Raw genomic sequence first — 21,912 nt, 5'->3', positions numbered from 1 at the left:
GGGGAAAGAGATGTCGATAAAAACCAGCGATGTAGAATTTAAACTGCGTATTCGTCAGCAGATAGAAGATCCGATCATGCGCAAAGCCGTGGCCAATGCGCAGGAACGTATTGGCGCAAATCGACAAAAAATGGTCGATGAGTTAGGCCACTGGGAAGACTGGCGCGATCGTGCCAGCCAGATCCGCGATCACGTGCTGAGCAACCTCGACGCTTACCTGTATCAACTCTCCGAGAAAGTGACGCAAAACGGCGGCCACGTCTATTTCGCCAAAACCAAAGAAGAGGCCACCGCCTACATTCTGCAGGTCGCGCGCAGCAAAAACGCGAAGAAGGTGGTGAAGTCCAAGTCGATGGTGACCGAGGAGATCGGCGTCAACCATGTCCTGCAGGATGCGGGAATCCAGGTGATCGAAACCGATCTCGGGGAATACATCCTGCAATTGGATCAGGATCCGCCTTCGCACGTCGTGGTCCCGGCTATTCATAAAGATCGCTATCAGATCCGCCGCGTGCTGAACGAGCGTCTGGGGTATGACGGCCCGGAAACCCCGGAAGCTATGACCTTGTTCATTCGCCAGAAGATCCGCGAGGATTTCCTGAGTGCCGAAATCGGTATTACCGGCTGTAACTTTGCCGTGGCGGAAACCGGTTCAGTATGCCTGGTGACCAACGAAGGCAACGCGCGCATGTGCACCACGCTGCCGAAAACGCACATTGCGGTGATGGGCATGGAGCGTATCGCGCCAACCTTTGCTGATGTGGATGTGCTGATCACCATGCTGGCGCGCAGCGCCGTGGGCGCTCGTCTGACGGGCTATAACACCTGGCTGACCGGCCCGCGTGAGGCGGATAACGTGGACGGACCGGAAGAGTTCCATCTGGTGATTGTCGATAACGGTCGCTCGCAGGTGCTGGGCTCTGAGTTTCGCGATGTGCTGCGCTGCATCCGCTGCGGGGCCTGTATGAACACCTGCCCGGCGTATCGCCACATTGGCGGACACGGCTATGGCTCGATCTATCCTGGCCCTATTGGCGCGGTGATTTCTCCGCTGCTCGGCGGCTATAAAGATTTTAAAGACCTGCCGTACGCCTGTTCTTTATGCACGGCCTGTGACAGCGTCTGCCCGGTGCGTATTCCGCTGTCAAAACTGATCCTGCGTCATCGTCGGGTGATGGCCGAGGAGGGCATTACCCCGAAAGCCGAGCGACGGGCGATCAAAATGTTCGCTTATGCCAATAGCCATCCGGGGCTGTGGAAAGTCGGGATGATGGCGGGCGCGCATGCGGCAAGCTGGTTTATCAATGGCGGGAAAACCCCGCTCAAGGTTGGCGCGATTGGTGACTGGATGGAGGCGCGCGATCTGCCTGATGCTGACGGCGAAAGCTTCCGCAGCTGGTTTAAGAAACATCAGGCGCAGGAGAAAAAGAATGGATAACCGTACCGCGTTTTTAAACACCATCGCCCAGGCGCTGGGTCGCCCGCCGCGTTTCGAACCACAAGCGGATGCCGCGCCGGTTAACAATTATGCCAACGAGCGCCTGACCGAACTTAGCCCGCAGCAGCGCTGCGATGCGTTTATCCAGTTCGCCAGCGAAGTGATGCTGGCCCGCTGTGAACTGACTCGCGAGGACCAGGCCGCAGAAGCAGCGCTAAGCCTGTGTGAAGAATTGGGTCAGCCAGTAGTGCTGAGCGGCGACAGCCGACTGGTGGCGCTGGGCATTACCGAACGCTTGCAGCAGGAATGCAACGCCGTGGTCTGGGATCCGGCGCGAGGCAGCGAAAATATTACCGAGGCCGAGCAGGCGAAAGTCGGCGTGGTGTATGCCGAGTATGGCCTGACCGAGTCCGGCGGTGTGGTGTTGTTTTCCGCACCGGAGCGCGGGCGTTCTTTGAGCCTGTTGCCGGAGTCCTCGATTTTCGTGCTGCGTAAAAGCACCATCCTGCCGCGCGTGGCACAACTGGCAGAAAAACTGCATCAGAAAGCGCAGGCCGGTGAGCGTATGCCGTCGTGCATTAACATTATCAGTGGACCCAGCTCGACGGCGGATATTGAGCTTATCAAGGTGGTTGGGGTGCATGGCCCGGTGAAGGCGGTGTATCTGATTATTGAGGATTGTTAAGGCAGGAGAAAGAACCGCTCTGGCGCTGCGGGCCAGAGCGGTATCGATGTTATGCAATCATGCTGATGATCAACACGATAATCAGACCAACCACGGAGTTCACCAGCTCCAGCAGACCCCAGGTTTTCAGCGTATCCTTCACCGACAGGTCAAAGTAGCCTTTGAACAGCCAGAACGAGGCGTCGTTGATATGGGTCAGGGTGTTGGAGCCTGCCGCCGTCGCCAGTACCAGCAACGCCGGATCGACGCCCACCAGTTGACCGGTTGCCGGGTCGAGAATGGCTGCGCTGATAATCCCCGCTGCCGTCATGGCTGAGACCACGCCCTGACCGGTTGCCAGACGAATAAGCACGGTTATCAACCACGCCATGATGTACGGAGAAATATTGCCGTGCGACATCAGCATGCCGATGGTATCGCCGATGCCGGTATCGATAATGGTCTGCTTCAGTACGCCGCCCGCGCCGATGATCAGGATCACCATGGCGATGCTTTTCACCGCGTTTTCAAAGGCGTTCATCACCCACTGCATGTCGTGACCACGCGCGGTACCAAATAGCACGAAGGCGACAATCATGGCGATAAACATCGCAATTGGCGAGGAGCCTAAGAAGTTGACCACTTCCCACGCCTGCGTTTCTTTCACCAGCCAGATGTTGGCGATGGTGGTGGAGATCATGATGATCGCCGGGATCAGCGGAACCAGAATAGAGATGCCGAAAGACGGTAGATTGTTCTGGTCAACCGGTACGTCGGCCTTCATGAATGACGGCGTCGGGCGATCGAGGTTGCCGAGGAACTTCGGCAGGATAAGCCCGGCGCAGATCACGCTCGGAATAGTCACCAGAATACCGTAGATGTAGACCATACCCATGTCAGCGCCGTAGGCGTTAACCAGCGCGACCGGACCAGGCTGCGGCGGGAACAGAGAGTGGGCGGTGGTGGCGGCGGCAACGGCAGGAATCGCCAGCTTGAGGAACGGGATCTTCGCTTCTGCGGCAATGACGATCACCAGCGGCGCCAGCATAATAAACGCCACTTCATAGAACATCGCCAGGCCAAAAATCAGACCAATAATGATCACCGACAGCTGCACATAGCGCAGCCCGAGTCGCGCCAGCAGCGTATGAGCAATCTGATGCGCCGCTCCGGAATCGACCATCAGCTTACCGATGACTGCCCCGAATACCACGATAATCGCCAACTCACCCAGCGTGCTGCCAAAGCCGGATTTCATGGTGTGCAGCAGCGCCATTAAGTCCATACCCGCCAGCATGCCGACCGAGAGCGCCGCCAGCAGCAGGGCGACCATCGAGTTTATTTTGAATCTTAGATTGAGCACCAGCATCAGGCCGATGCCGAATACGACCCACAGAATATTGAGAACATGCATATAACGTCTACCTTTATTGGTTGAACTATTATGATTTTGGTTGAGATGTTATCCGTATTGGTTAACCATTGATGCGATGAATGTCACATTGCGTTACATGTTTACATCTTTACTGTGCTTCCTGGCAGTAAAATGGCGATCTAATCAGCAAAAATCGTGATTTGGTTAACCAATTTATCCCTTCTGGTTGACATGTCATACCAAAAGGAGGAATTTATGTGCCATATCGTCGAGTCCATAACGTAAATGAGGAATAAAAGATGGAACAGACATGGCGCTGGTATGGTCCTAACGATCCGGTCACCTTAGCGGATGTACGTCAGGCGGGTGCCACGGGCGTGGTCACCGCCTTGCACCATATCCCGAACGGGGAAGTGTGGACGGTTGATGAGATCCTAAAACGCAAAGCCATTATTGAGCAGGCGGGCCTGGTCTGGTCGGTCGTCGAAAGCGTACCGATCCACGAAGACATTAAAACCCGTTCTGGTAACTATCAGCAGTGGATCGCCAACTACCAGCAAAGCCTGCGTAACCTGGCCCAGTGCGGCATTCGTACCGTGTGCTACAACTTCATGCCGGTTCTCGACTGGACCCGTACCGACCTGGAATACGTCCTGCCGGACGGCTCCAAAGCGCTGCGTTTTGACCAGATTGAATTCGCCGCCTTTGAGCTGCACATCCTCAAACGTTCGGGCGCGGAAGCGGATTACACCGCCGAAGAGATTGCTCAGGCGAATGAACGCTTCGCCACCATGAGCGATGAAGACAAAGCGCGTCTGACCCGCAATATCATCGCCGGTCTGCCGGGCGCGGAAGAGGGCTATACGCTTGACCAGTTCCGCCAGCATCTTGCGCGTTATAAAGATATCGATAAAGCCGCACTGCGCGAGAACTTTGCCGTCTTCCTGAAAGCAATTATTCCTGTGGCGGAAGAAGCAGGCGTGCGGATGGCGGTACACCCGGACGATCCGCCGCGCCCAATCCTCGGCCTGCCGCGCATTGTTTCCACCGTGGAAGATATGCAATGGATGGTCGATACGGTTAACAGCATGGCGAACGGTTTTACCATGTGCACCGGCTCCTACGGCGTCCGGGCGGACAACGATCTGGTCGACATGATCAAACAGTTTGGCCCACGTATTTACTTCACCCACCTGCGCTCCACGCTGCGTGAAGATAACCCGAAAACCTTCCATGAAGCGGCGCATCTTAACGGCGACGTCGATATGTACGAAGTCGTGAAAGCGATCGTTGAGGAAGAGCAGCGCCGTAAAGCCGAGGGTAAAGAGGACCTGATCCCAATGCGTCCGGACCACGGCCATCAGATGCTTGACGATCTGAAAAAGAAAACCAACCCAGGCTACTCCGCGATTGGTCGCCTGAAAGGGCTGGCGGAAGTGCGTGGCGTTGAGATGGCTATCCAGCGCGCTTTCTTTAGCCGCTAAAGCGAGTTGCCGGTCACCTGTCTGGCCGGCTTTTTCTTTTCTCTTCCGTTGGTCATTCAACGGGTTCTGGAGTTCACGATGACAACGACAATTGCCAATAGCAACCTGCCGGTTGCTCGCCCTGCATGGGACAGCTCGCGCCTGCAATCCCGCATTGTTCACCTGGGATGCGGCGCATTTCACCGCGCGCATCAGGCGCTGTACACCCATCATCTGCTGGAAACCACCGACAGCGACTGGGGGATCTGTGAAGTTAACCTGATGCCGGGTAACGATCGCGTGCTGATTGAAAACCTGCGCAAACAGCAACTGCTGTATACCGTGGCGGAAAAAGGCGCGGACAACACCGTGCTGAAAGTGATTGGCTCGATGAAAGAAGCGTTGCACCCGGAGCTTGACGGCTGTGATGGTATTTTACAGGCTATGGCGCGCCCGCAGACGGCAATTGTCTCGCTGACGGTCACGGAAAAAGGTTACTGCACCGATGCTGCCAGCGGACAGTTAGATCTCAATAACCCGCTGATTAAACACGATCTGGCGAATCCAGGCGCGCCGAAATCGGCGATTGGTTACATCGTACAGGCGCTGCATCTGCGTCGTGAGCAAGGGCTTGCGGCCTTTACCGTGATGTCTTGCGATAACGTGCGTGAAAATGGTCATGTGGCGAAAGTCGCGGTGCTGGGTCTGGCGCAGGCGCGCGACCCGCAGCTGGCGCAGTGGATTGAGGCTAACGCCACTTTCCCGTGCACCATGGTCGACCGCATTGTTCCGGCGGCGACGCCAGAAACGTTGCAAGAGATTGCCGACCAGTTGGGCGTGTACGATCCGTGTGCTATCGCCTGTGAGCCATTCCGTCAGTGGGTTATCGAAGATAACTTTGTCAACGGTCGCCCTGACTGGGATAACGTTGGTGCGCAGTTCGTTGCCGATGTGGTGCCGTTTGAAATGATGAAACTGCGAATGCTCAACGGCAGCCACTCTTTCCTCGCGTATTTGGGCTATCTCGGCGGCTATGAAACTATCGCTGATACCATGACAAATCCGGCGTACCGCAAAGCGGCGTTCGCGCTGATGATGCAGGAGCAAGCGCCGACGCTGTCGATGCCGGAAGGCACCGATCTTAACGCCTATGCGACGCTGCTCATCGAACGTTTCAGCAACCCATCACTGCGTCACCGCACCTGGCAGATTGCGATGGACGGCAGCCAGAAATTGCCGCAGCGCCTGCTGGATCCGGTGCGTCTGCATCTGCAAAACGCCAGCGACTGGCGTCACCTGGCGCTGGGCGTGGCGGGCTGGATGCGCTACACCCGTGGCGTGGATGAACAGGGGCAGGCCATTGATGTTGTCGACCCCTTGCTGGCTGAGTTCCAGCGCATTAACCAACAGTTCCAGGGGGCCGAACGCGTGACGGCGCTGCTGGGGCTGAGCGGCATTTTTGGCCATGATCTGGCGGAAAACGCTGATTTTGTTGAGACAATTATCGCGACGTATCAACAGCTGTGTGAACACGGTGCACGCGAGTGCGTTGCGGCGTTAAGCGCTGACGCATAATCCCCGAAGTATGACGGGTCAATCAAAATGCTGATTTGGTTGACCCGTTTTCTGTTTTTGGCTTCCCGCAAATGCTATAGTTCAGGCGAAAAAATGTTTTTTGTAGGCTTGATAAGATGCGTCAGCGTCGCCATCAGCCAATGGCACAGGTGCCGGTTGGCAGCGCATGTGCCTTATCCGGCCTACGGATCTGAATTGACGCATCTGACGGACATAACACGATGAAATCGAACACTTCTCAACAAAGACCCTACCAGGAAGTGGGTGCAATGATCCGCGATCTGATTGTCCAGACGCCGTACCAGCCCGGGGAGCGTTTGCCGCCGGAACGTGAAATTGCTGAGATGCTCAACGTCACTCGCACGGTGGTTCGCGAAGCGTTAATTATGCTGGAAATTAAAGGTCTGGTGGACGTGCGTCGCGGCGCCGGGATCTACGTACTCGACAATGCAGATGCGCAGACCATCGACAGTACGGATGTCAATCATTGCAATGACGCGGGCCCGTTTGAGCTGCTGCAGGCGCGACAACTGCTGGAAAGCAATATCGCCGAATTCGCCGCGCTGCAGGCTACCCGTGAAGATATCGTTAAAATGCGCCAGGCGTTACAGCTGGAAGAGCGGGAGCTGGCCTCCAGCGAAGCGAACGGTTCTGAAAGCGGTGACATGCAGTTCCATCTCGCCATAGCCGAAGCCACGCATAACAGCATGCTGGTGGAGCTGTTTCGCCAGTCATGGCAGTGGCGTGAAAACAACCCGATGTGGATCCAGCTCCATAGCCACCTCGACGATACCCATTACCGTAAAGAGTGGATGGGCGACCACAAACAGATCCTGGCGGCATTAATCAAAAAGGATGCCCGCGCAGCCAAGCTGGCAATGTGGCAGCATCTGGAAAACGTCAAACAGCGCCTGCTGGAGTTTTCAAATGTTGATGACATCGACTTTGATGGTTATCTGTTTGATTCCTGGCCGCTGGATAAAGTTAACGCCTGATTTTCCTTCCTCTCCCATGCGGGCTGTTGCAGCCCGCGCGACACTTTTCAGCACAAAAGCTTATTGCATAACAATGCTTTTTTCTCGTCATGAACGTCACGTAAAAAAAGGTTTCCATCACCTCAGATGATGATTTTTCCTCCGTGGTTACGCGGTGAAAATTGATTTATATCAATTAAAAACAACTTATTTTTGCATGCGAAAAAATGCATTGTTTACCTTATTTTTACCTTTCCGTGCTTATTTTTAGACAAAACGGGCCTGTGTTAAGTGAGAATCAAACTGATTTACGCGGTGGTCAGAGCGAGGCAGCCCGGAATAACAGTGCATAAAAACAGGCGCTTCACGGAAATGTAGACATTAATAACGGCACGTAACTTATTGGCTGTAATGATGTTTTGATTTGAGGTCATGTTTATTGTCAATAGTTCTGGCTTTTTTAATCAAATGAATAAAAGTGAATATATGTAAAGTTAAAATTACACATTATTCTATAATCAAGTTATCTTTCATTTGAAATGCTGTTCCAGTTTTTTGTCCGTTATTAACAGTTTCATTACTATTGTCACTGTATTTTGCCGTTGACATGTTTTTACACTGACTGCATATTTCATCGCCATAAGCGTGTTTGCGTTCAGGAGATGATAATGCCCTCTCGAGATTACCCCGATATTAGAAAGGCCAGGGGTACCCGTTCAAAAGATATGGTTCTTTTAAGTGCCCGTGTCGATACCTCTCTGTGGGAATATGTTCGTACGCTGGCATTTGAAACCCGTAAAAGTAAACAAGATATTATTGCCGAAGCAATAATGTTATATCGCTCTGTTAATGAGAGCGTAAACGAAGAATCCAAGTAATTACTCTCTGTTCGGGTTTTATTTAACCCAAAATGATATGTGTCTTGCCACTTTATTATTACCTTCATTGGTGTGTTAGAGGTTTTCCCCTTTTCCATAGGGGGCTTTTTTATGCGGGTATTCTGCCTTCATAACAAAGTTGATAGCAAAATTCACAATTAAAAGTGAGTAATAACATGAAAAAGTCAGCAGTGGCATTAGCTGTAATGGTATTAGGGGTAACCTCCGTTCATGCAGCGGAAATTTATAATAAAGATGGCAACAAACTGGATCTGTACGGCAAAGTAAAAGCGGTCCATTCCTGGACTGGCGGCACCGATGCCGACGGTACATACGCGCGTCTGGGTTTTCGCGGTGAGACACAAATCAACGATCAACTGACCGGTTATGGCCAATTTGAAAGTCAGTTTGATGCCTCTAAAGCAGAAGGTTCTCAGAATGGCGTCAATACACGTCTGGCGTTTGCTGGCCTGGATTATGGCCATGACGTTAGCTTTGACTACGGTCGTAACTACGGTATTGCTTATGACGTGGGAGCTTACACTGACACTCTTTCAGAGTTCGGCGGCGACTCCTTTGAAGATACTGACCGCTTCCTTACTACACGTACTGCTGGCGTTGCAACACTCCGCACCAAAAATCTGTTTGGAGCCGTTGATGGTCTAAACATTGGCGCGCAATACCAGGGCCAGGATGACACTAACATTAGCCCGGCAAAACAGCATGGCAATGGCTATGGCTTCTCCCTGGGTTATGACAATATTGCGGATTCCGGCGTATCTGCGATTGCGGCCTACACCACCAGTGCGGTGACTGCTCTGCAGAAACGAAGCGGCTGGGATGGCGAAAACGCAGAGTTCTGGGGCGCGGGTCTGAAATATGATGCTAATGCCATCTACGTCGCGACCATGTACGGCGAGTCCCACAACCTGATTCAGGATGCGGATAAAGCTGAGCACTTTGAAGCAATGGCTGCGTATGTGTTTGATTTTGGTCTGCGTCCGAACGTGGGTTACGTTCACGCGCGTGACAACAACAATAATGACCTGACTGAATACGTAGCGTTGGGCACGGATTACTACTTCAACAAAAACATCGTGGCTGATGTGGGTTACAAAATTAACCTGCTCGACGGCAAAGACGACGACAACCAGGTTGTTGCAGGTCTGACCTATCAGTTCTAATTTGTTGTACTAGCATAAAAGGCGTCTTAGTTAAGACGCCTTTTTTAGCTCTGCAGTGTTTAAACTGGCTGACTCTCTTTCACCTGTCCACCGCTAAACAGCCATTGCCAGATGCCCACTTTTACCCATGCGACCACGCAGAGAATCAGGTAAAAAAGTGGATTATGCGTAATGGTAACGTACATGACCTCCATTAAATCCACATGCAAATTACCGGCAATTGCCATATTGATAACAAAAATTGAGGCTACCGCGCTGGCCAGTAAAATAAATACGGCCTGAAGCTGGGTTATCTCTGGTAACCTGCCAGAGGCCCATTGCCATAAAAATGTTGTTGTTAACAGGAATATAAGAAACAATCCTAACGCGCCAAACAAGCCAAAGTCTTTATAATCCTTTAGCGTGCCAATTAAACCCACCAAAATAATTAACCCCAGTAGTATTTTTTAAACCATGACATGTACTTTTCCCGAAGATAGTGTTGATGCTGAGTTAATATGTCCATTTTTACGCATTTTAAATTGAGTTTATAAATGAACAGCCGGGGATTATAAATTGTCTGGCGGGTAATTGCTGATTATTTGTTGTTTATTAAATGTTGACATTTGATTGCGGACTAATCCTAAGATACCTGTTTATAAGGTTGTCGATTATACCCTTTTGGGGGAGGCGAAACGCTGTTTGTATAATTGTGTGAGGCTGATCAGTGCCGCAATAAACAAGGCGACGGCACCGCATAGCGTGGCATTAACGATCGCTTGAGCGCCGCTTCCTAGCAGGCTGGTTAAGAGCGGCCCGAGTATTTGCCCAATGCCGTAAGTCAGGGTGACCAGGCCCAGCAGATTAATATTGCGCGGTACGCTAAGTTGACGGGCGAGAGGCATGACCAGCGAAGTGGTCCCCATAAACGTTGCGCCAAAACCCACGCTGCTTATCACCAGCAGCGGCAAGGAGTCGCTGGCGAGCGTCATGACCACGCAGGCGCTTTGGATCAGTAAATTCGCCGTCAGGCATTGCAATACCCCCCAGCGTCGGGCAGCCCACAGCCAGGCGAAACAACCCGGAATAATCGATATGCCGACCAACGACCAGAGATGGGCCGTCAGCAGCGGCGACCCGGCACTTTTCGCCATCAGTGGCAGGTATGTAGCGACAATGATGTAGCCAAATCCGGCTAACCCATACAGTAGCGCCAGCAGCCACCAGGACATAGGCTGATGCTCTGTTTTTACCGGTGTGGCGGCGGGAAGCGCATGGTCGCGAGATGGCAGGAGCATAACGAGTAGCACAAAGAACAGCGCGGAGGCTGCCGCTGCCCCCAGCCAGAGCGTGTGTGATGACAGCGCAAAATGCAGACCGCTGATGACATATTCATTGCCCAGCAAAATGCCTGCGCCAACGCCGGAGAACAATGCGGCGATCACGAAGGGATGCCGGGTATGATGCAGGACGATCATCGAACCAAAAATCATCATACCGGCACTGGCGACGCCTGCCAGAAAACGGATCAGCATCACCAGCGTGGGCTGCTTAACGCTTGCCATTGCCAGAATCAACGCTGCGGTAGCGAGCGCAGAAGTTAACAACATCGGGCGTAAACGTGAGGGAAGATGGAAGAGCCCGAAGGAGAAGAGCAGGCTTCCCGCCAGATATCCGGCGTAGTTGGCGCTGGCAATCCAGGAGAGCTGGTCAAACGTAAACTGACCTTCCGACAGCAGCACCGGGAGCATCGGCGTATACAGAAAGCGTCCAATTCCCATGCCCAGCGTTAAGACCAGCATGCCGAAGAGCGCGACGCTGATGGCATGACGATTTGAATCGGGGCTTCCCTCGGACATACGGACTCTCATTTCACGCTGTTAGTTTGATAATTGTTATATTACATGTGCAAATGATAATGAAAAGTAAAATAAAATGGGCGTTTTACTTTCTCCTTAAAAATTCGCCAGCGTCAGCAGGGAAGGAATTTGCGACAACAGATATAACACCAGCCCAATAGAACCGCCGACCAGCGTGCCGTTGATGCGGATAAACTGTAAATCTTTGCCGATGTTTAGCTCAATTTGCTGCGACATATCGCGCGCATCCCAGCTTTTCACCGTGTCGCTGATGTGGCGCGTCAGGAAGGTGGCGAACTCCGGCGCAACTTTATACGCGGCCTGCTCCAGATGCCCATTCAGTGAGGCGCGCAGGGCGCTATCGGCAACCAGTGTTTCGCCGAACCACTGTCCGGCGCTGGCGATGCGCTGCTTCACGCGCGAATCGTCAGCGTTAATGTCGGTTTTCACCCACTGGCGCAGGTCTGCCCACAGTTCGCCAAGATAACGGTTGAAGGCTTCGTCTTCCTTCAGATAGTTTTTCATGCTTTCGGCCCGCACGGCCATCTCCGGATCGTGTTTGAGCTTATCGATTAGCTTAAACGTGGCGCGATCGAAGGCGTGGCGGATCTGATGCGCCCGATCGTGGCTGATGTCATCCAGTAAGGAATTAACGGCATCAGACACCAGTTCGGCGCTGTGCTCGCCCAGCCATTCAGTCGGCAGGATCTTCGCTTTCAGCGGATGCTCGGTCTCCAGCCAGTGCACGATCTGTCGGGCGATAAACGCCCGCGAGCTGTCGCGCTGGAGCAGGGCGATAAGTTGGGCGATCAATGTGTCGAGCAACACCTGATGGCGATTGTTTTTGGTCATGCTTTCCAGCATCAGCGCGCTGGTACCGGAGAGATCGACCTTGTCGATGGCTTTGTGCACTGCCCGCTTGATCAGCCGCTGAATGCGGGCGTCGTCGGTGAGTTCGAGAAAACCGCTCATGATCTGCAGCAGATGCTGGCCAATTCGCTGGGCGTTTTCCGGTTGGCTGAACCAGTTACCAATCAACAACGCCGGTTCATGGCGGCGGATCAGGGCGATCAGGGACTGGGTGTCGAGAAATTTTTCCTGCACAAACTGACCGAGATTCTCCCCGATCCGATCCTTATTGCGTGGGATAATCGCCGTATGTTGCGAGATAAACGGGATTGGTACCCGTCGAAAAAGCGCCACCACGGCGAACCAGTCCGCCAGCGCGCCGACCATCGCCGCTTCGGCGATCGCTTTGATCCCGAGCACCCAGAAGTTAGGCGGCAGAAACAGCGTGATGACGAAGGTAGCGGCGGCAATCAGCAGCAATGAGAGCGCCAGTCGCTTGGCGCGTTTGAGTTCAGCAATTTTATTCATAGGCTTAAGGATAGAGCCAGACGGGGGGATCGCGCAAAAAATGTGGAGCGCCTCCCATTTTCAGACGAGCAAAGCTTACTCCGGGATCCAGTTGTCCCAGGCGGGTAAGGGGCCGAGTTCCGCCACCAGAAAATCGATAAACGATCGCACCTTCGGATTGCTGTACTTACTGGGAAAATAGAGCGCATACAGGGCGTGGGTTTCGCAGGTGATGGTGCCGTCGAGCATCAGCGGCGTTATCTCTTCTTTTTGAATATGATCGCCAATCAGATAGGTGGGCAAATATGCCACTCCCTGATCTTCTAACACCGATTTCAGCAATACCAGACTGCTGTTGGCCTGGATAGGCATATGCAGTTTTAACTGATGCAGACGATCCTGTTCATCCGCCACCTTCAGCACCGGCGTGAGACCTGGGTAAACCAGGCAATCATGATTGACCAGATCGCTACGACGCTGGGGCATGCCTTTTTTGGCAAGGTAGCCGGGTGAGGCGCAGTACGCCCAGCGGACAGGTACCAGCTTGCGCATTGCGTAGTTCTGCGGTGGTGCGGTGGAGATTCGCAGGGCGATGTCGAAATCCGTTTCGTTCAGATTCACGAAGTTATCGTTGAGATCGATATACAGATTCACATCTGGGAACTGGGAACGATATTTATCCACCAGGTTCACCAGCCGGGAATAACCAAACGCAATTGAGCAGGTTATGCGTAATTCACCTTGCGGGCTGTGGTAATAACCGGAGGTGGTATTCAGCGTTTCATCGAATTCTTTCAAAAGCTTATTGGCGCGGTTAAAGAGATATTGCCCGGCATCGGTCAGGGTAATACTGCGGGTGGTACGTTTAATTAATGTCGTGCCTAACGTATCTTCCATTGCCGCCAGGCTTTTGCTGACCGCAGATGGTGAGACGTTGAGCTGCGCCGCGGCTTCTGACAATCCTCCGCAGTCGACGATTTTAATGAAAAACTCCAGATGCTTGAGTGAAATCGGCGTACTCATAGTTTCCTTTTATTCACAAGTGATTTGCAAAAACGGTACGAATAGGCCGTTACATTCGCGTTTTAAACATGCAACTATTGAATCACAGGAAACAACTTGCTGGCAAAATGAAAAAATAACAACTTAGGTGAGTTACGTCACAAAATAAAAGGAGGCGAAACGGAAACTCATCACATTGTGAATTTAATCTCATTAAATATTATTCTAAAGGTACCGATTATGTGGTCACGACTCGAACCCTACAGATCGTCGATTATTTTATTAGTTGCTCTGGTGATTGGCGGCTTATTAGGTATTTATGCCCCCTCGTTTGCAAGTAAACTCCAGCCAATCGGCCAGATATTCTTAAATCTGCTATTTATGATTATTGTGCCGCTGGTGGGGATCAGCGTCATGTCTTCGATCGCCAGTATGACCGACCTGAAAAGGCTGGGGCGCATTATGGCGATTATCTTTATTGTTTCGATCGCAATGGCCTTTATTCCGGCTGCCGGGATCGTCGCGCTGGCGCTATGGTATAACCCGGCGCAGGGCGTCACTATCGATCTTTCGCAGTCGGTGCAGGCGGGCAGCGGTAAGATGGATTTTGTCAGCATGATCACGACCAGCGACTTTATCGGACTGTTTTCCAAGTCCAATATTCTGGCGCTGATTGTGATGGCGATTATTGCTGGTGTGGCGATTGGTCAATCGGATCAGGCCGGTAAGCGCATTGCGTCGCTGCTGGAAGATGCCAATACCGTGATCATGAAGATCGTCTCGATCATTATGAAGGTCGCACCGATTGGCCTGGGCTGCTATTTCGCTGCCACTATGGCCAGTCAGGACTCTGCACTGCTGCTGACCTTTGCTCGCGCCATCGGCCTGTTCATGGTGGCCACGCTGGTCTACTTTGTTTTTGGCTCGATTCTTTATTCGTATATTGGCGGCGGTATTCCGGCGGTCAAAGCCTTCTGGCGTAATGCGATTGAACCGTCTGCGACTGCGCTGGGAACCTGCTCTTCGCTGGGGACTCTCCCGGTAACGCTGCGTGCCGGTAAGGCGATGGGGATTAACCCGGAAATCGTTGATGTCTCCATTCCGCTACTGGTTAACCTGAACAAAGGTGGCGTGGCGATGATTGCCGCGCTGAAAATTGTCTTTATCTATTCCGTGCTGGGCATGGAGTTCACCACCGAGACCTTCTTCCTGACCATGCTGATTGCGGTGCTCTCCGCCATTATCGTCGGCGGCGTACCGGGCGGGGCATTCCTCGGTGAAATCTTTATCGTCACTACGCTGGGCCTGCCAATGGAAGCGATCCCGATGTTGGTAGTGCTGGGCACGATTACCGATGCGCCTGCCACACTGATTAACGTTATCCATGATTTGAATGCGGCGCAGATTGTTGAACGGTTCGCTGGAAAAAAGCAGACCAACACTGAAATAAACTCTACTGCTGCGGTGGTATAGGTTTCACACGGATTAAGAACAGGAGATGTTATGAAAGACGCAATGAAGCTTGAGACGCAATTAGTTGTTGCGGGTCGCGACAAACGCTACACCCAGGGAGCGGTGAATCCGGTTATCCAGCGCGCCTCTTCGCTGGTGTTTGATACCGTGAAAGACAAAAAATTCGCCACCGCCAATCGCGCAAATGGCGAGCTGTTTTACGGCCGTCGCGGAACCTACACCCACTTTGCCTTCCAGAAGGCAATGAGCGAACTGGAAGGCGGCGTTGGCTGCGCGCTTTACCCGTGCGGCGCTGCGGCGGTGACCAATGCGATTCTTGCGTTTGTTCAGGGTGGCGATCATATTTTGATGACGGGCGCGGCCTACGAGCCAACCCAGGATTTTTGCAATAAGATCCTGAGTAAATTCAATGTGGAAACAACGTATTACGATCCGTTGATTGGTGCTGGTATCGTTGATCTTCTGCGTCCGGAAACGAAAGTTGTATTCCTCGAATCGCCAAGTTCGATCACCATGGAAGTCCAGGATGTACCGGGGATGGTGAAAGCTATCCGCGCGGTTAATCCGGAGATTGTCATTATGATCGACAACACCTGGGCGGCGGGTGTGCTGTTCAAAGCGCTGGAATATGGCGTGGATATTTCCATTCAGGCGGGAACGAAGTACACCATCGGTCATTCGGACGGCATGCTGGGCACGGCGGTGTCCAACGCGCGTTGTTGGGATCGTCTGCGCGAGAACTCCTATTTGATGGGGCAAACGCTGGATGCCGATACGGCCTACAACGGCAGCCGTGGATTGCGCACCCTGGCGGTACGTCTTAAGCAGCATCAGGAGAGCAGCATCCATATTGCCCGCTGGCTGTCGGCAAGGCCGGAAGTGGCGCGGGTGAATCATCCGGCATTACCGGAATGTCCAGGGCACGAGTATTTTCAGCGTGACTTTGCCGGAAGCTCAGGCCTGTTCTCGTTTGTGCTGAAAAAGAGACTGACCGACGAGCAGATGGCGAATTTCCTCGATAACTTCTCGCTGTTCCATATGGCCTATTCGTGGGGCGGATTTGAGTCGCTTATTCTGGCGAATCAGCCGGAAGAGCTGAACAGCATTCGCCCAGCCGGAGAGGTGGATTTCAGCGGTACCCTGGTCAGGGTGCATATTGGCCTTGAGGATATTGGCGACCTGATTGCCGATCTGGAAGCAGGGTTTGCGCGCATTGCTTAAGACAATGTGATGGTTGCCGGATGCGGTGCAAGCGCCTTATCCGGCCTATCACTACGACATAGGCCGGATAAGCGTCAGTGCCATCCGGCTTGTTAGTTTTCAGTGGCTAACGTTGTTGTTTCATGCTGGCGAACCCGCTTCAGTAAGCCTGCCAGGGTAAAGACGACAGCAATACCCGCCGCAACCGCCAGCAGATGAAACGAAATCCTGCCGCCGTTAAACCACAGCCAACGTCCGATTTCGACAGAAACCGCCATCACCGTCAGGATGACCATATTCAGCGACGCCGAGACCGTACCCTTCGGTAAGTTGTTGGAAAACAGCGTAAAGCGGAACAGCGTCGGAAAGATCATACCAATGCCAAACGCATACAGGCTGGTTCCCAGCACCGACCACAGCCAGACGTGTGGCCACAGCAAATTGCCGGCAATCAGCACCGCCAGTCCGCTCAGTTGAATGGGTGCCGCCCGCCAGATAAAACGTGGCTGGGTTGGATCCTTCACAAAACGAACAACCACCATATTGGCGACGATCACCGCGCCAAACACCGGTGCCTGCGCCCAGGCGAACTCTGATGTGCTCATACCGCCAGCGTCGATCAGGATCACCGGCGAGACCGCCACCCAGCTCATCATCGGGATATAGCTTAGCGACAGCGTGGCTGCGCCAAACAAGAACACCCGGTTACGGAAAACGTCGCGGAAATCACGTAGTACGCCGCGTGCACTGAACGGCACCGCGCCGCGCTTAACGGTTTCCGGCATTGCTAACGCTAGCCCTATCAGGGCGATAAGCCCCATGGCGGCGATAATGGCGAACAGGACCTTCCAGTGTACAAAGTGCATCAGCGCTGCGCCGGAGAGCGGGCCGATAACTGGCGCAACCAGCACAATGGAGGTGATTATCGCCATTAACTTAATGGCCTTCGTTTGCCCAAACGCCTCCTGCACCGTGACATAGCCAACGGTAGCGATAAAGCAGATGCTGGTGCCCTGTACAAATCGGGCGACCAGAAATTGCGTCATTGAGGTGGTCAATAGCGTGGCAGCGCAGGCGAGCGTAAAGATTAATGCCCCCGCAATCAGCACCGGTCGACGGCCAATCCGGTCGGAAAGCGGTCCCAGCAGCCATTGCAGCGCCATGCCGCCAGCCAGATAGAGGCTCACCGCAGCGGGGGCCAGGCTGACGTCGGCGTTGAAATCACGCACCACATTGATGATGCCTGGCTGGATCAGGTCCGTCGACAGATAGGCGGCGAAGTCATATAAAATCAACGCGACAGGAAAAAATAGCGTCGTGGTGCGTTGGGAGAAAAACGCGAGAATCCGTTGCATAAAACAGCTCCTTTTCGGGAGAAAACCCTCAACGGGAATAGCGAAATTCAATACCGTCTTTGAGACGTCAGACCGATGACAGAAAAAAGCAGACTGCAAATGTACTGAATTTCATGTAATCAAAAACGCTGCCTGCGCGAGGCGCAAACAGGAGAAACGTTTTCAGACTCGGGTCAGAAAACGTAACGATTACAGGTAACAATCAGCACATCGCACCTCGGGAAGAATTGGTTGAATGGATAATAGCCACCCAAAGTGTAATGCGGATTGGATATTAATTAAACGAGTTTATCCGCTTTATTTGCAGAAAATTACCACGTTAATCAGGGTACGATGCTCTGCAAAAACCGCAGCGCGATTGCACAACCGAAGATGATCAACACGCCGCCGGCGATACGCTCGATCCACACGATCCCTCTGGTTAACCGCCGCTGGATCTGCGGTAAGCCGATGAACATCACGATCAGCAGATCCCAGAACAACACCACGCTGGTCATCCAGATCCCGCTCATGGTTTGTTGCAGCAGCGTCACCGACGGGCCGAGCAGGGCGGTCATCAGCGCCAGATAGAACAGCGCATTTTTTGGGTTGAGCAACGACGAACCTAATCCCAGCAGCAGCTGTTTGCCAAATCCTGGACAGGTAGACTGGGCGTCTGCTCCGGTCAGGGTTTGCGGGCGGCTGCGTATCAGTAGGCTGCCAATCCATAATAAATAGAGCGCGCCCAGCAGCTCAATAACCGTAAACAGCAGGGGAAGCTGGCGCAGGATCCCCCAACCAATAATCGCCAGCAGGATATACAGCCCGTTGCCGATAGCGATCCCCACGCACAGCCCGGCGCTGCCGCGCATTCGGTAACGTACGGCGTAACCGACCAGTAAAAAGAAGTCCGGCCCTGGGCTGAGTAGTGCAACAAAATGCGCCAGCGCCAGCGCGGGAAAAGCAGACGGAAAAAGTTCAGCAAGCAGCGACATAGCGACCTCAGAAAATGAAACAGAGATCAGCGTACGCCTGACGCAACGCTAATTATTGTCTGATATTGATCGTCCCAGTGCGTACTGGCGCGGTGTGGCTGCTGTGTAGCGAACAAAGGTGCGATGGAAATGGCTCTGGTCGGCAAACCCGCTCTGGTAGCCGACATCGACAATCTCGTCCCCGGCCCGTAGCCGCTGACGGGCATAGTCAATCCTCATGATGTTCAGATAATTTCCCGGCGTCAGCCCGGTGTCCTGCTTAAAGGTCCGAATCAGCGTCTCTTTACGCATGTGACACTCATTTGCCAGCTCATCCAGCGAGGGTGGGGAGAGCAAACTGGACTGCAACCGCTCGCGCAGATACTGGCTGGTGACGCTTAGGTTTTCCGGTGTTACCGACTGCAATGGCAGCGAGCGCAGCAATGCTTGCGCGGCATCAGTTATCTGCGTCGTTTGCCGTTGCGGCATGAGCGCCACAAGGTGCATGTAGCACTGGAATAATTGCGGATCGCGGATAACAGGAGTGCGCGTACAAAGCCGTTGATTGCTGTTCAGCGTAGGCAGATGGGCAAGACACCACCGGGCATCAAGATAAAGCATGTGATAGCTGCGAAATTTCCCGTTGACGGGATTACAGCTGTGAGGTGCCAGTGGTGGGATCACAATGAGATCGCCCACCTTCAGATGGTATTCCTTGTCATCGCACAGGCAGCAGGTTCCTCCCTCGAGAATTGCCCCAATCGAGAGCTGAGAGTGGTGATGGCGCTTATAGGCCTGCTGGCTGCGCCAGGTGCTGCGCAGCTCCAGCCACGGCAGTTGCTCATCACGCCAGAACGATTGTGGAATATCTCGGGTATGCGTCACATCGTGTCCTCCATGAAAGTGATGATTTGTTATAGCACAGGCCCTGCGGTGAAAAAGCGGGAATGTGCATTGAGGTCGTGATTCTGCGTGATGCGTTCCAGACAAATGCAGACGTTACAAAGGGGCGTTTTTATCCCGGAAATCGCCTCGCAAAGAGAGAAAGTTACAGGTGAGGGTGTGGTTTACCAGCGCTACAGTCACGGCATCTTATTTCCAGGTGATGGATCGCCATGAACAAAGCACCGACTTCCACCCCGCATGATGCGGTCTTTAAAACGTTTTTGCGCCACCCTGAGACAGCTCGGGATTTTCTACAAATACATCTTCCCGCTTCGCTGCGCGAACTTATGGGGCTGGTCGAGAAAATTGTTTCCCTGCTACTTACCGGACTGACTAATGACAGCCAGATAAAGACGCTGTTTAATTATATTTTACGAACTGGCGATGCACCTCGATTCAGTGAGTTTATTCGTGAGGTTGCCGAACGTTCACCGCAGCATAAGGAGCACTTGATGACGATCGCCGACAGATTGCATGAGGCAGGGCTACAAAAAGGCAGGCTGGAAGGGTTACAGGAAGGGCGACGTGATGAGGCGCTCCGTATTGCCCACACCATGCTGGCAGACGGTATTGATATCTGCACGGTACAAAAAATTACCCGGCTTTCCGCAGAAGATATTCAGGGTTTAAGTCATTAGATATGAGTTAAATCGCATAATCGTCTGGCCGAAATCACCGGGCGGTCCGGTTTACTCTATCGCCATCTTTACCGCCTCGCCGAGCTTTTGCATCACTTCCTGATGCTTCTCGTTTGGCGGCAACGCGCAGTTGATGCGTACGCAGTTGCGATACTTTCCGGATGCGGAGAACAGCGATCCCGGTGCGACCTGGATTTTCAGGCGACAGAGCTGCTTAGCGACGCAGACCATATCGACCTGGAGCGGCAGCTCGACCCACAGCATAAAGCCGCCTTTCGGTCGAGTGACGCAGATCCCGCAGGGAAAATATTCCCGTACCCAGCAGGTGTAGATCTCCATATTACGCTGATAAATCTGGCGCATACGCCGGATATGCCGATGGTAATGACCTTCGCGCACAAAGGAGGCTGCTGCCAGCTGCGTAGCGGGAACGTTAGTACCAATGACGGCGTACTTCATGTGTAGCAGTTTGTTGTAATAGCGACCGGGAACCACCCAACCCACGCGCAGTCCGGGGGCTACGGATTTTGTAAACGAACTGCAGAGTATTACCCGGCCGTCACTGTCCCAGGAGTGGATCGTACGCGGGCGCGGATACTCTGTGGCCAGTTCGCCATACACATCATCTTCAAAAATGACGATGTCGTGACGCTGGGCGAGGGCGAGCACCGCCCGCTTACGCGCATCCGGCATAATGAACCCGAGAGGGTTGTTGCAGTTGGGAACCAGCAGCACGCCTTTAATCGGCCACTGATCCAGCGCCAGCTCCAGCGCTTCAATGCTGATCCCGGTATCCGGATCGGTTGGGATCTCAATCACCTTGATCCCGAGGCCGCGCAGTAGCTGCATTGTGCCGTAGTAGGTGGGTGATTCAACGGCGACAATGTCCCCTGGCTGACAAACCGCCAGCAGCGCCAGCGACATTCCGCTCTGGCTCCCGTTGGTTATCACAATATCATCGGCGTTGAGGAGTGAACCGCTGTCCAGCATCAGACGGGCGATCTGCTGGCGCAGATCCTGGCTGCCGGGAAGCTTGTCGTACCCCAGCACTGCCTTCAGGTTATGCTGCATTACGCGGCTGAGTTCGCGCCAGAGCGGTTTCAGGCTCGGTTGACTGACATCTGGTGCGCCGCTGCTGAAGGGGATCACAGATTTATCGCTATGCCCTTTTAGCATATCCAGCACCAGATCCCACTGCGTTATCTCGACCGGACGCTGCACCGGGCGTGACATCGGCGGTACGGGCGGCAGCGCTTTTTGCGGCGCGACAAAATAACCGGAACGCGGCTGCGGGGTGATCAGTTGCCGCTGTTCCAGCATCTGATACGCCTGCTGGACGGTGCTGATACTGACCCCGTGCTCCTGACTCAGGTTACGTACCGAAGGCAGTTTTTCGCCATGGCGATACAACCCCTGCTCAATGCGTTCGGCCAGCAGATTGGCCAGATGTTGATAACGCGTCATGCTGTATCCCTCATGGGTATCATACAGATTAAAAAACCAGTACAGATTGGCGTGAAAAAAGCGATGCAGAACTCTTTTTAACCAATCTGTATGTTAAATAAAAGTACTTTGTGAGTCTGTATTGCTTAGGGCCAAAT

General features: G+C 53.2%; 18 protein-coding genes and 1 pseudogene. 10 read left to right on the top strand and 9 right to left on the bottom strand.

Translation table 11 applies throughout. The features are described 5' to 3' along the window. Positions 1-10 precede the first annotated feature (10 nt). Complete coding sequence (locus HV314_RS21770) at positions 11-1,438, top strand: LutB/LldF family L-lactate oxidation iron-sulfur protein (RefSeq protein ID WP_016151552.1); 1,428 nt, start codon at positions 11-13, stop codon at positions 1,436-1,438. Continuing rightward, on the top strand, positions 1,431-2,123 hold the full coding sequence (locus tag HV314_RS21765; protein WP_181546689.1) for a LutC/YkgG family protein: 693 nt from the start codon (positions 1,431-1,433) through the stop codon (positions 2,121-2,123). The genes HV314_RS21770 and HV314_RS21765 overlap by 8 nt, the downstream gene beginning before the upstream one ends. Positions 2,124-2,172: 49 nt before the next feature. On the opposite strand, the gene gntP is transcribed toward HV314_RS21765, so the two are convergent. Continuing rightward, complete coding sequence (gntP, locus tag HV314_RS21760) at positions 2,173-3,516, bottom strand: gluconate permease GntP (RefSeq protein WP_181546687.1); 1,344 nt, start codon at positions 3,514-3,516, stop codon at positions 2,173-2,175. 260 nt (positions 3,517-3,776) lie between these two features. Here gntP and uxuA point away from each other — a divergent pair, with 260 nt between their 5' ends. The 5 genes from uxuA (at position 3,777) to HV314_RS21735 (ending at position 9,551) form a co-directional block, all read left to right on the top strand. After that, positions 3,777-4,961: a mannonate dehydratase gene (gene uxuA, locus HV314_RS21755; RefSeq protein ID WP_016151555.1), complete on the top strand. Its 1,185-nt coding sequence runs from the start codon at positions 3,777-3,779 to the stop codon at positions 4,959-4,961. A 78-nt stretch (positions 4,962-5,039) separates the two neighbouring features. Next, positions 5,040-6,515 (top strand): fructuronate reductase, encoded by a 1,476-nt coding sequence (locus HV314_RS21750; protein ID WP_181546685.1) that lies wholly within the window; start codon positions 5,040-5,042, stop codon positions 6,513-6,515. A gap of 221 nt (positions 6,516-6,736) precedes the next feature. Beyond that, positions 6,737-7,510, top strand: a complete 774-nt coding sequence (gene uxuR / locus HV314_RS21745) for a Uxu operon transcriptional regulator (RefSeq protein ID WP_029139754.1) — start codon at positions 6,737-6,739, stop codon at positions 7,508-7,510. Between the two features lie 647 nt (positions 7,511-8,157). Continuing rightward, the gene (locus tag HV314_RS21740; RefSeq protein WP_016151558.1) at positions 8,158-8,367 is read left to right on the top strand and encodes a hypothetical protein; all 210 of its coding nucleotides are present in this window, start codon (positions 8,158-8,160) and stop codon (positions 8,365-8,367) included. A 176-nt stretch (positions 8,368-8,543) separates the two neighbouring features. Then, on the top strand, positions 8,544-9,551 hold the full coding sequence (locus HV314_RS21735) for a porin (RefSeq protein WP_016155597.1): 1,008 nt from the start codon (positions 8,544-8,546) through the stop codon (positions 9,549-9,551). Between the two features lie 59 nt (positions 9,552-9,610). On the opposite strand, the gene HV314_RS21730 is transcribed toward HV314_RS21735, so the two are convergent. The 4 genes from HV314_RS21730 to HV314_RS21715 form a co-directional block, all read right to left on the bottom strand. Next, complete coding sequence (locus HV314_RS21730) at positions 9,611-9,973, bottom strand: hypothetical protein (RefSeq protein WP_239006827.1); 363 nt, start codon at positions 9,971-9,973, stop codon at positions 9,611-9,613. Between the two features lie 228 nt (positions 9,974-10,201). After that, entirely contained in the window at positions 10,202-11,389 is a 1,188-nt protein-coding gene (locus HV314_RS21725; protein ID WP_181546684.1) for an MFS transporter, read from the bottom strand. 96 nt (positions 11,390-11,485) lie between these two features. Continuing rightward, positions 11,486-12,766 carry a DUF445 domain-containing protein gene (locus HV314_RS21720; RefSeq protein WP_016151562.1) on the bottom strand — a complete coding sequence of 427 codons (1,281 nt, stop codon included), beginning with the start codon at positions 12,764-12,766 and terminating at the stop codon, positions 11,486-11,488. 75 nt (positions 12,767-12,841) lie between these two features. Then, complete coding sequence (locus tag HV314_RS21715; RefSeq protein ID WP_016151563.1) at positions 12,842-13,768, bottom strand: LysR family transcriptional regulator; 927 nt, start codon at positions 13,766-13,768, stop codon at positions 12,842-12,844. A 219-nt stretch (positions 13,769-13,987) separates the two neighbouring features. Here HV314_RS21715 and HV314_RS21710 point away from each other — a divergent pair, with 219 nt between their 5' ends. Next, positions 13,988-15,220 carry a dicarboxylate/amino acid:cation symporter gene (locus HV314_RS21710; protein WP_003019196.1) on the top strand — a complete coding sequence of 411 codons (1,233 nt, stop codon included), beginning with the start codon at positions 13,988-13,990 and terminating at the stop codon, positions 15,218-15,220. A 30-nt stretch (positions 15,221-15,250) separates the two neighbouring features. Then, the gene (gene metC / locus HV314_RS21705; protein WP_016155600.1) at positions 15,251-16,441 is read left to right on the top strand and encodes a cystathionine beta-lyase; all 1,191 of its coding nucleotides are present in this window, start codon (positions 15,251-15,253) and stop codon (positions 16,439-16,441) included. Positions 16,442-16,533: 92 nt separating this feature from the next. Here the strand turns inward: metC and mdtM are convergent, their stop codons facing one another. The 3 genes from mdtM to HV314_RS21690 all read right to left on the bottom strand — a co-directional run bounded on the left by mdtM (position 16,534) and on the right by HV314_RS21690 (position 19,613). Beyond that, positions 16,534-17,775 carry a multidrug efflux MFS transporter MdtM gene (mdtM, locus tag HV314_RS21700; protein WP_016151565.1) on the bottom strand — a complete coding sequence of 414 codons (1,242 nt, stop codon included), beginning with the start codon at positions 17,773-17,775 and terminating at the stop codon, positions 16,534-16,536. Positions 17,776-18,098: 323 nt separating this feature from the next. Continuing rightward, complete coding sequence (locus HV314_RS21695; protein WP_075847892.1) at positions 18,099-18,749, bottom strand: LysE family translocator; 651 nt, start codon at positions 18,747-18,749, stop codon at positions 18,099-18,101. Positions 18,750-18,797: 48 nt separating this feature from the next. Next, positions 18,798-19,613, bottom strand: a complete 816-nt coding sequence (locus tag HV314_RS21690; protein ID WP_181546682.1) for a helix-turn-helix transcriptional regulator — start codon at positions 19,611-19,613, stop codon at positions 18,798-18,800. 230 nt (positions 19,614-19,843) lie between these two features. Between HV314_RS21690 and HV314_RS27680 the strand changes: the two are divergent. Beyond that, positions 19,844-19,969, top strand: a pseudogene (locus HV314_RS27680) (Rpn family recombination-promoting nuclease/putative transposase); the annotation flags it as partial. Between the two features lie 393 nt (positions 19,970-20,362). Here the strand turns inward: HV314_RS27680 and HV314_RS21680 are convergent. After that, the gene (locus HV314_RS21680; protein WP_181546678.1) at positions 20,363-21,775 is read right to left on the bottom strand and encodes an aminotransferase-like domain-containing protein; all 1,413 of its coding nucleotides are present in this window, start codon (positions 21,773-21,775) and stop codon (positions 20,363-20,365) included. Positions 21,776-21,912 lie beyond the last annotated feature (137 nt).

It is taken from the genome of Citrobacter sp. RHBSTW-00887 (assembly GCF_013728095.1).
Classification (GTDB): Bacteria; Pseudomonadota; Gammaproteobacteria; order Enterobacterales; family Enterobacteriaceae; genus Citrobacter; species Citrobacter braakii.
The sequence above is the reverse complement of the archived record's forward strand: the minus strand, read 5'-3'. Positions and strand labels throughout refer to the sequence as shown.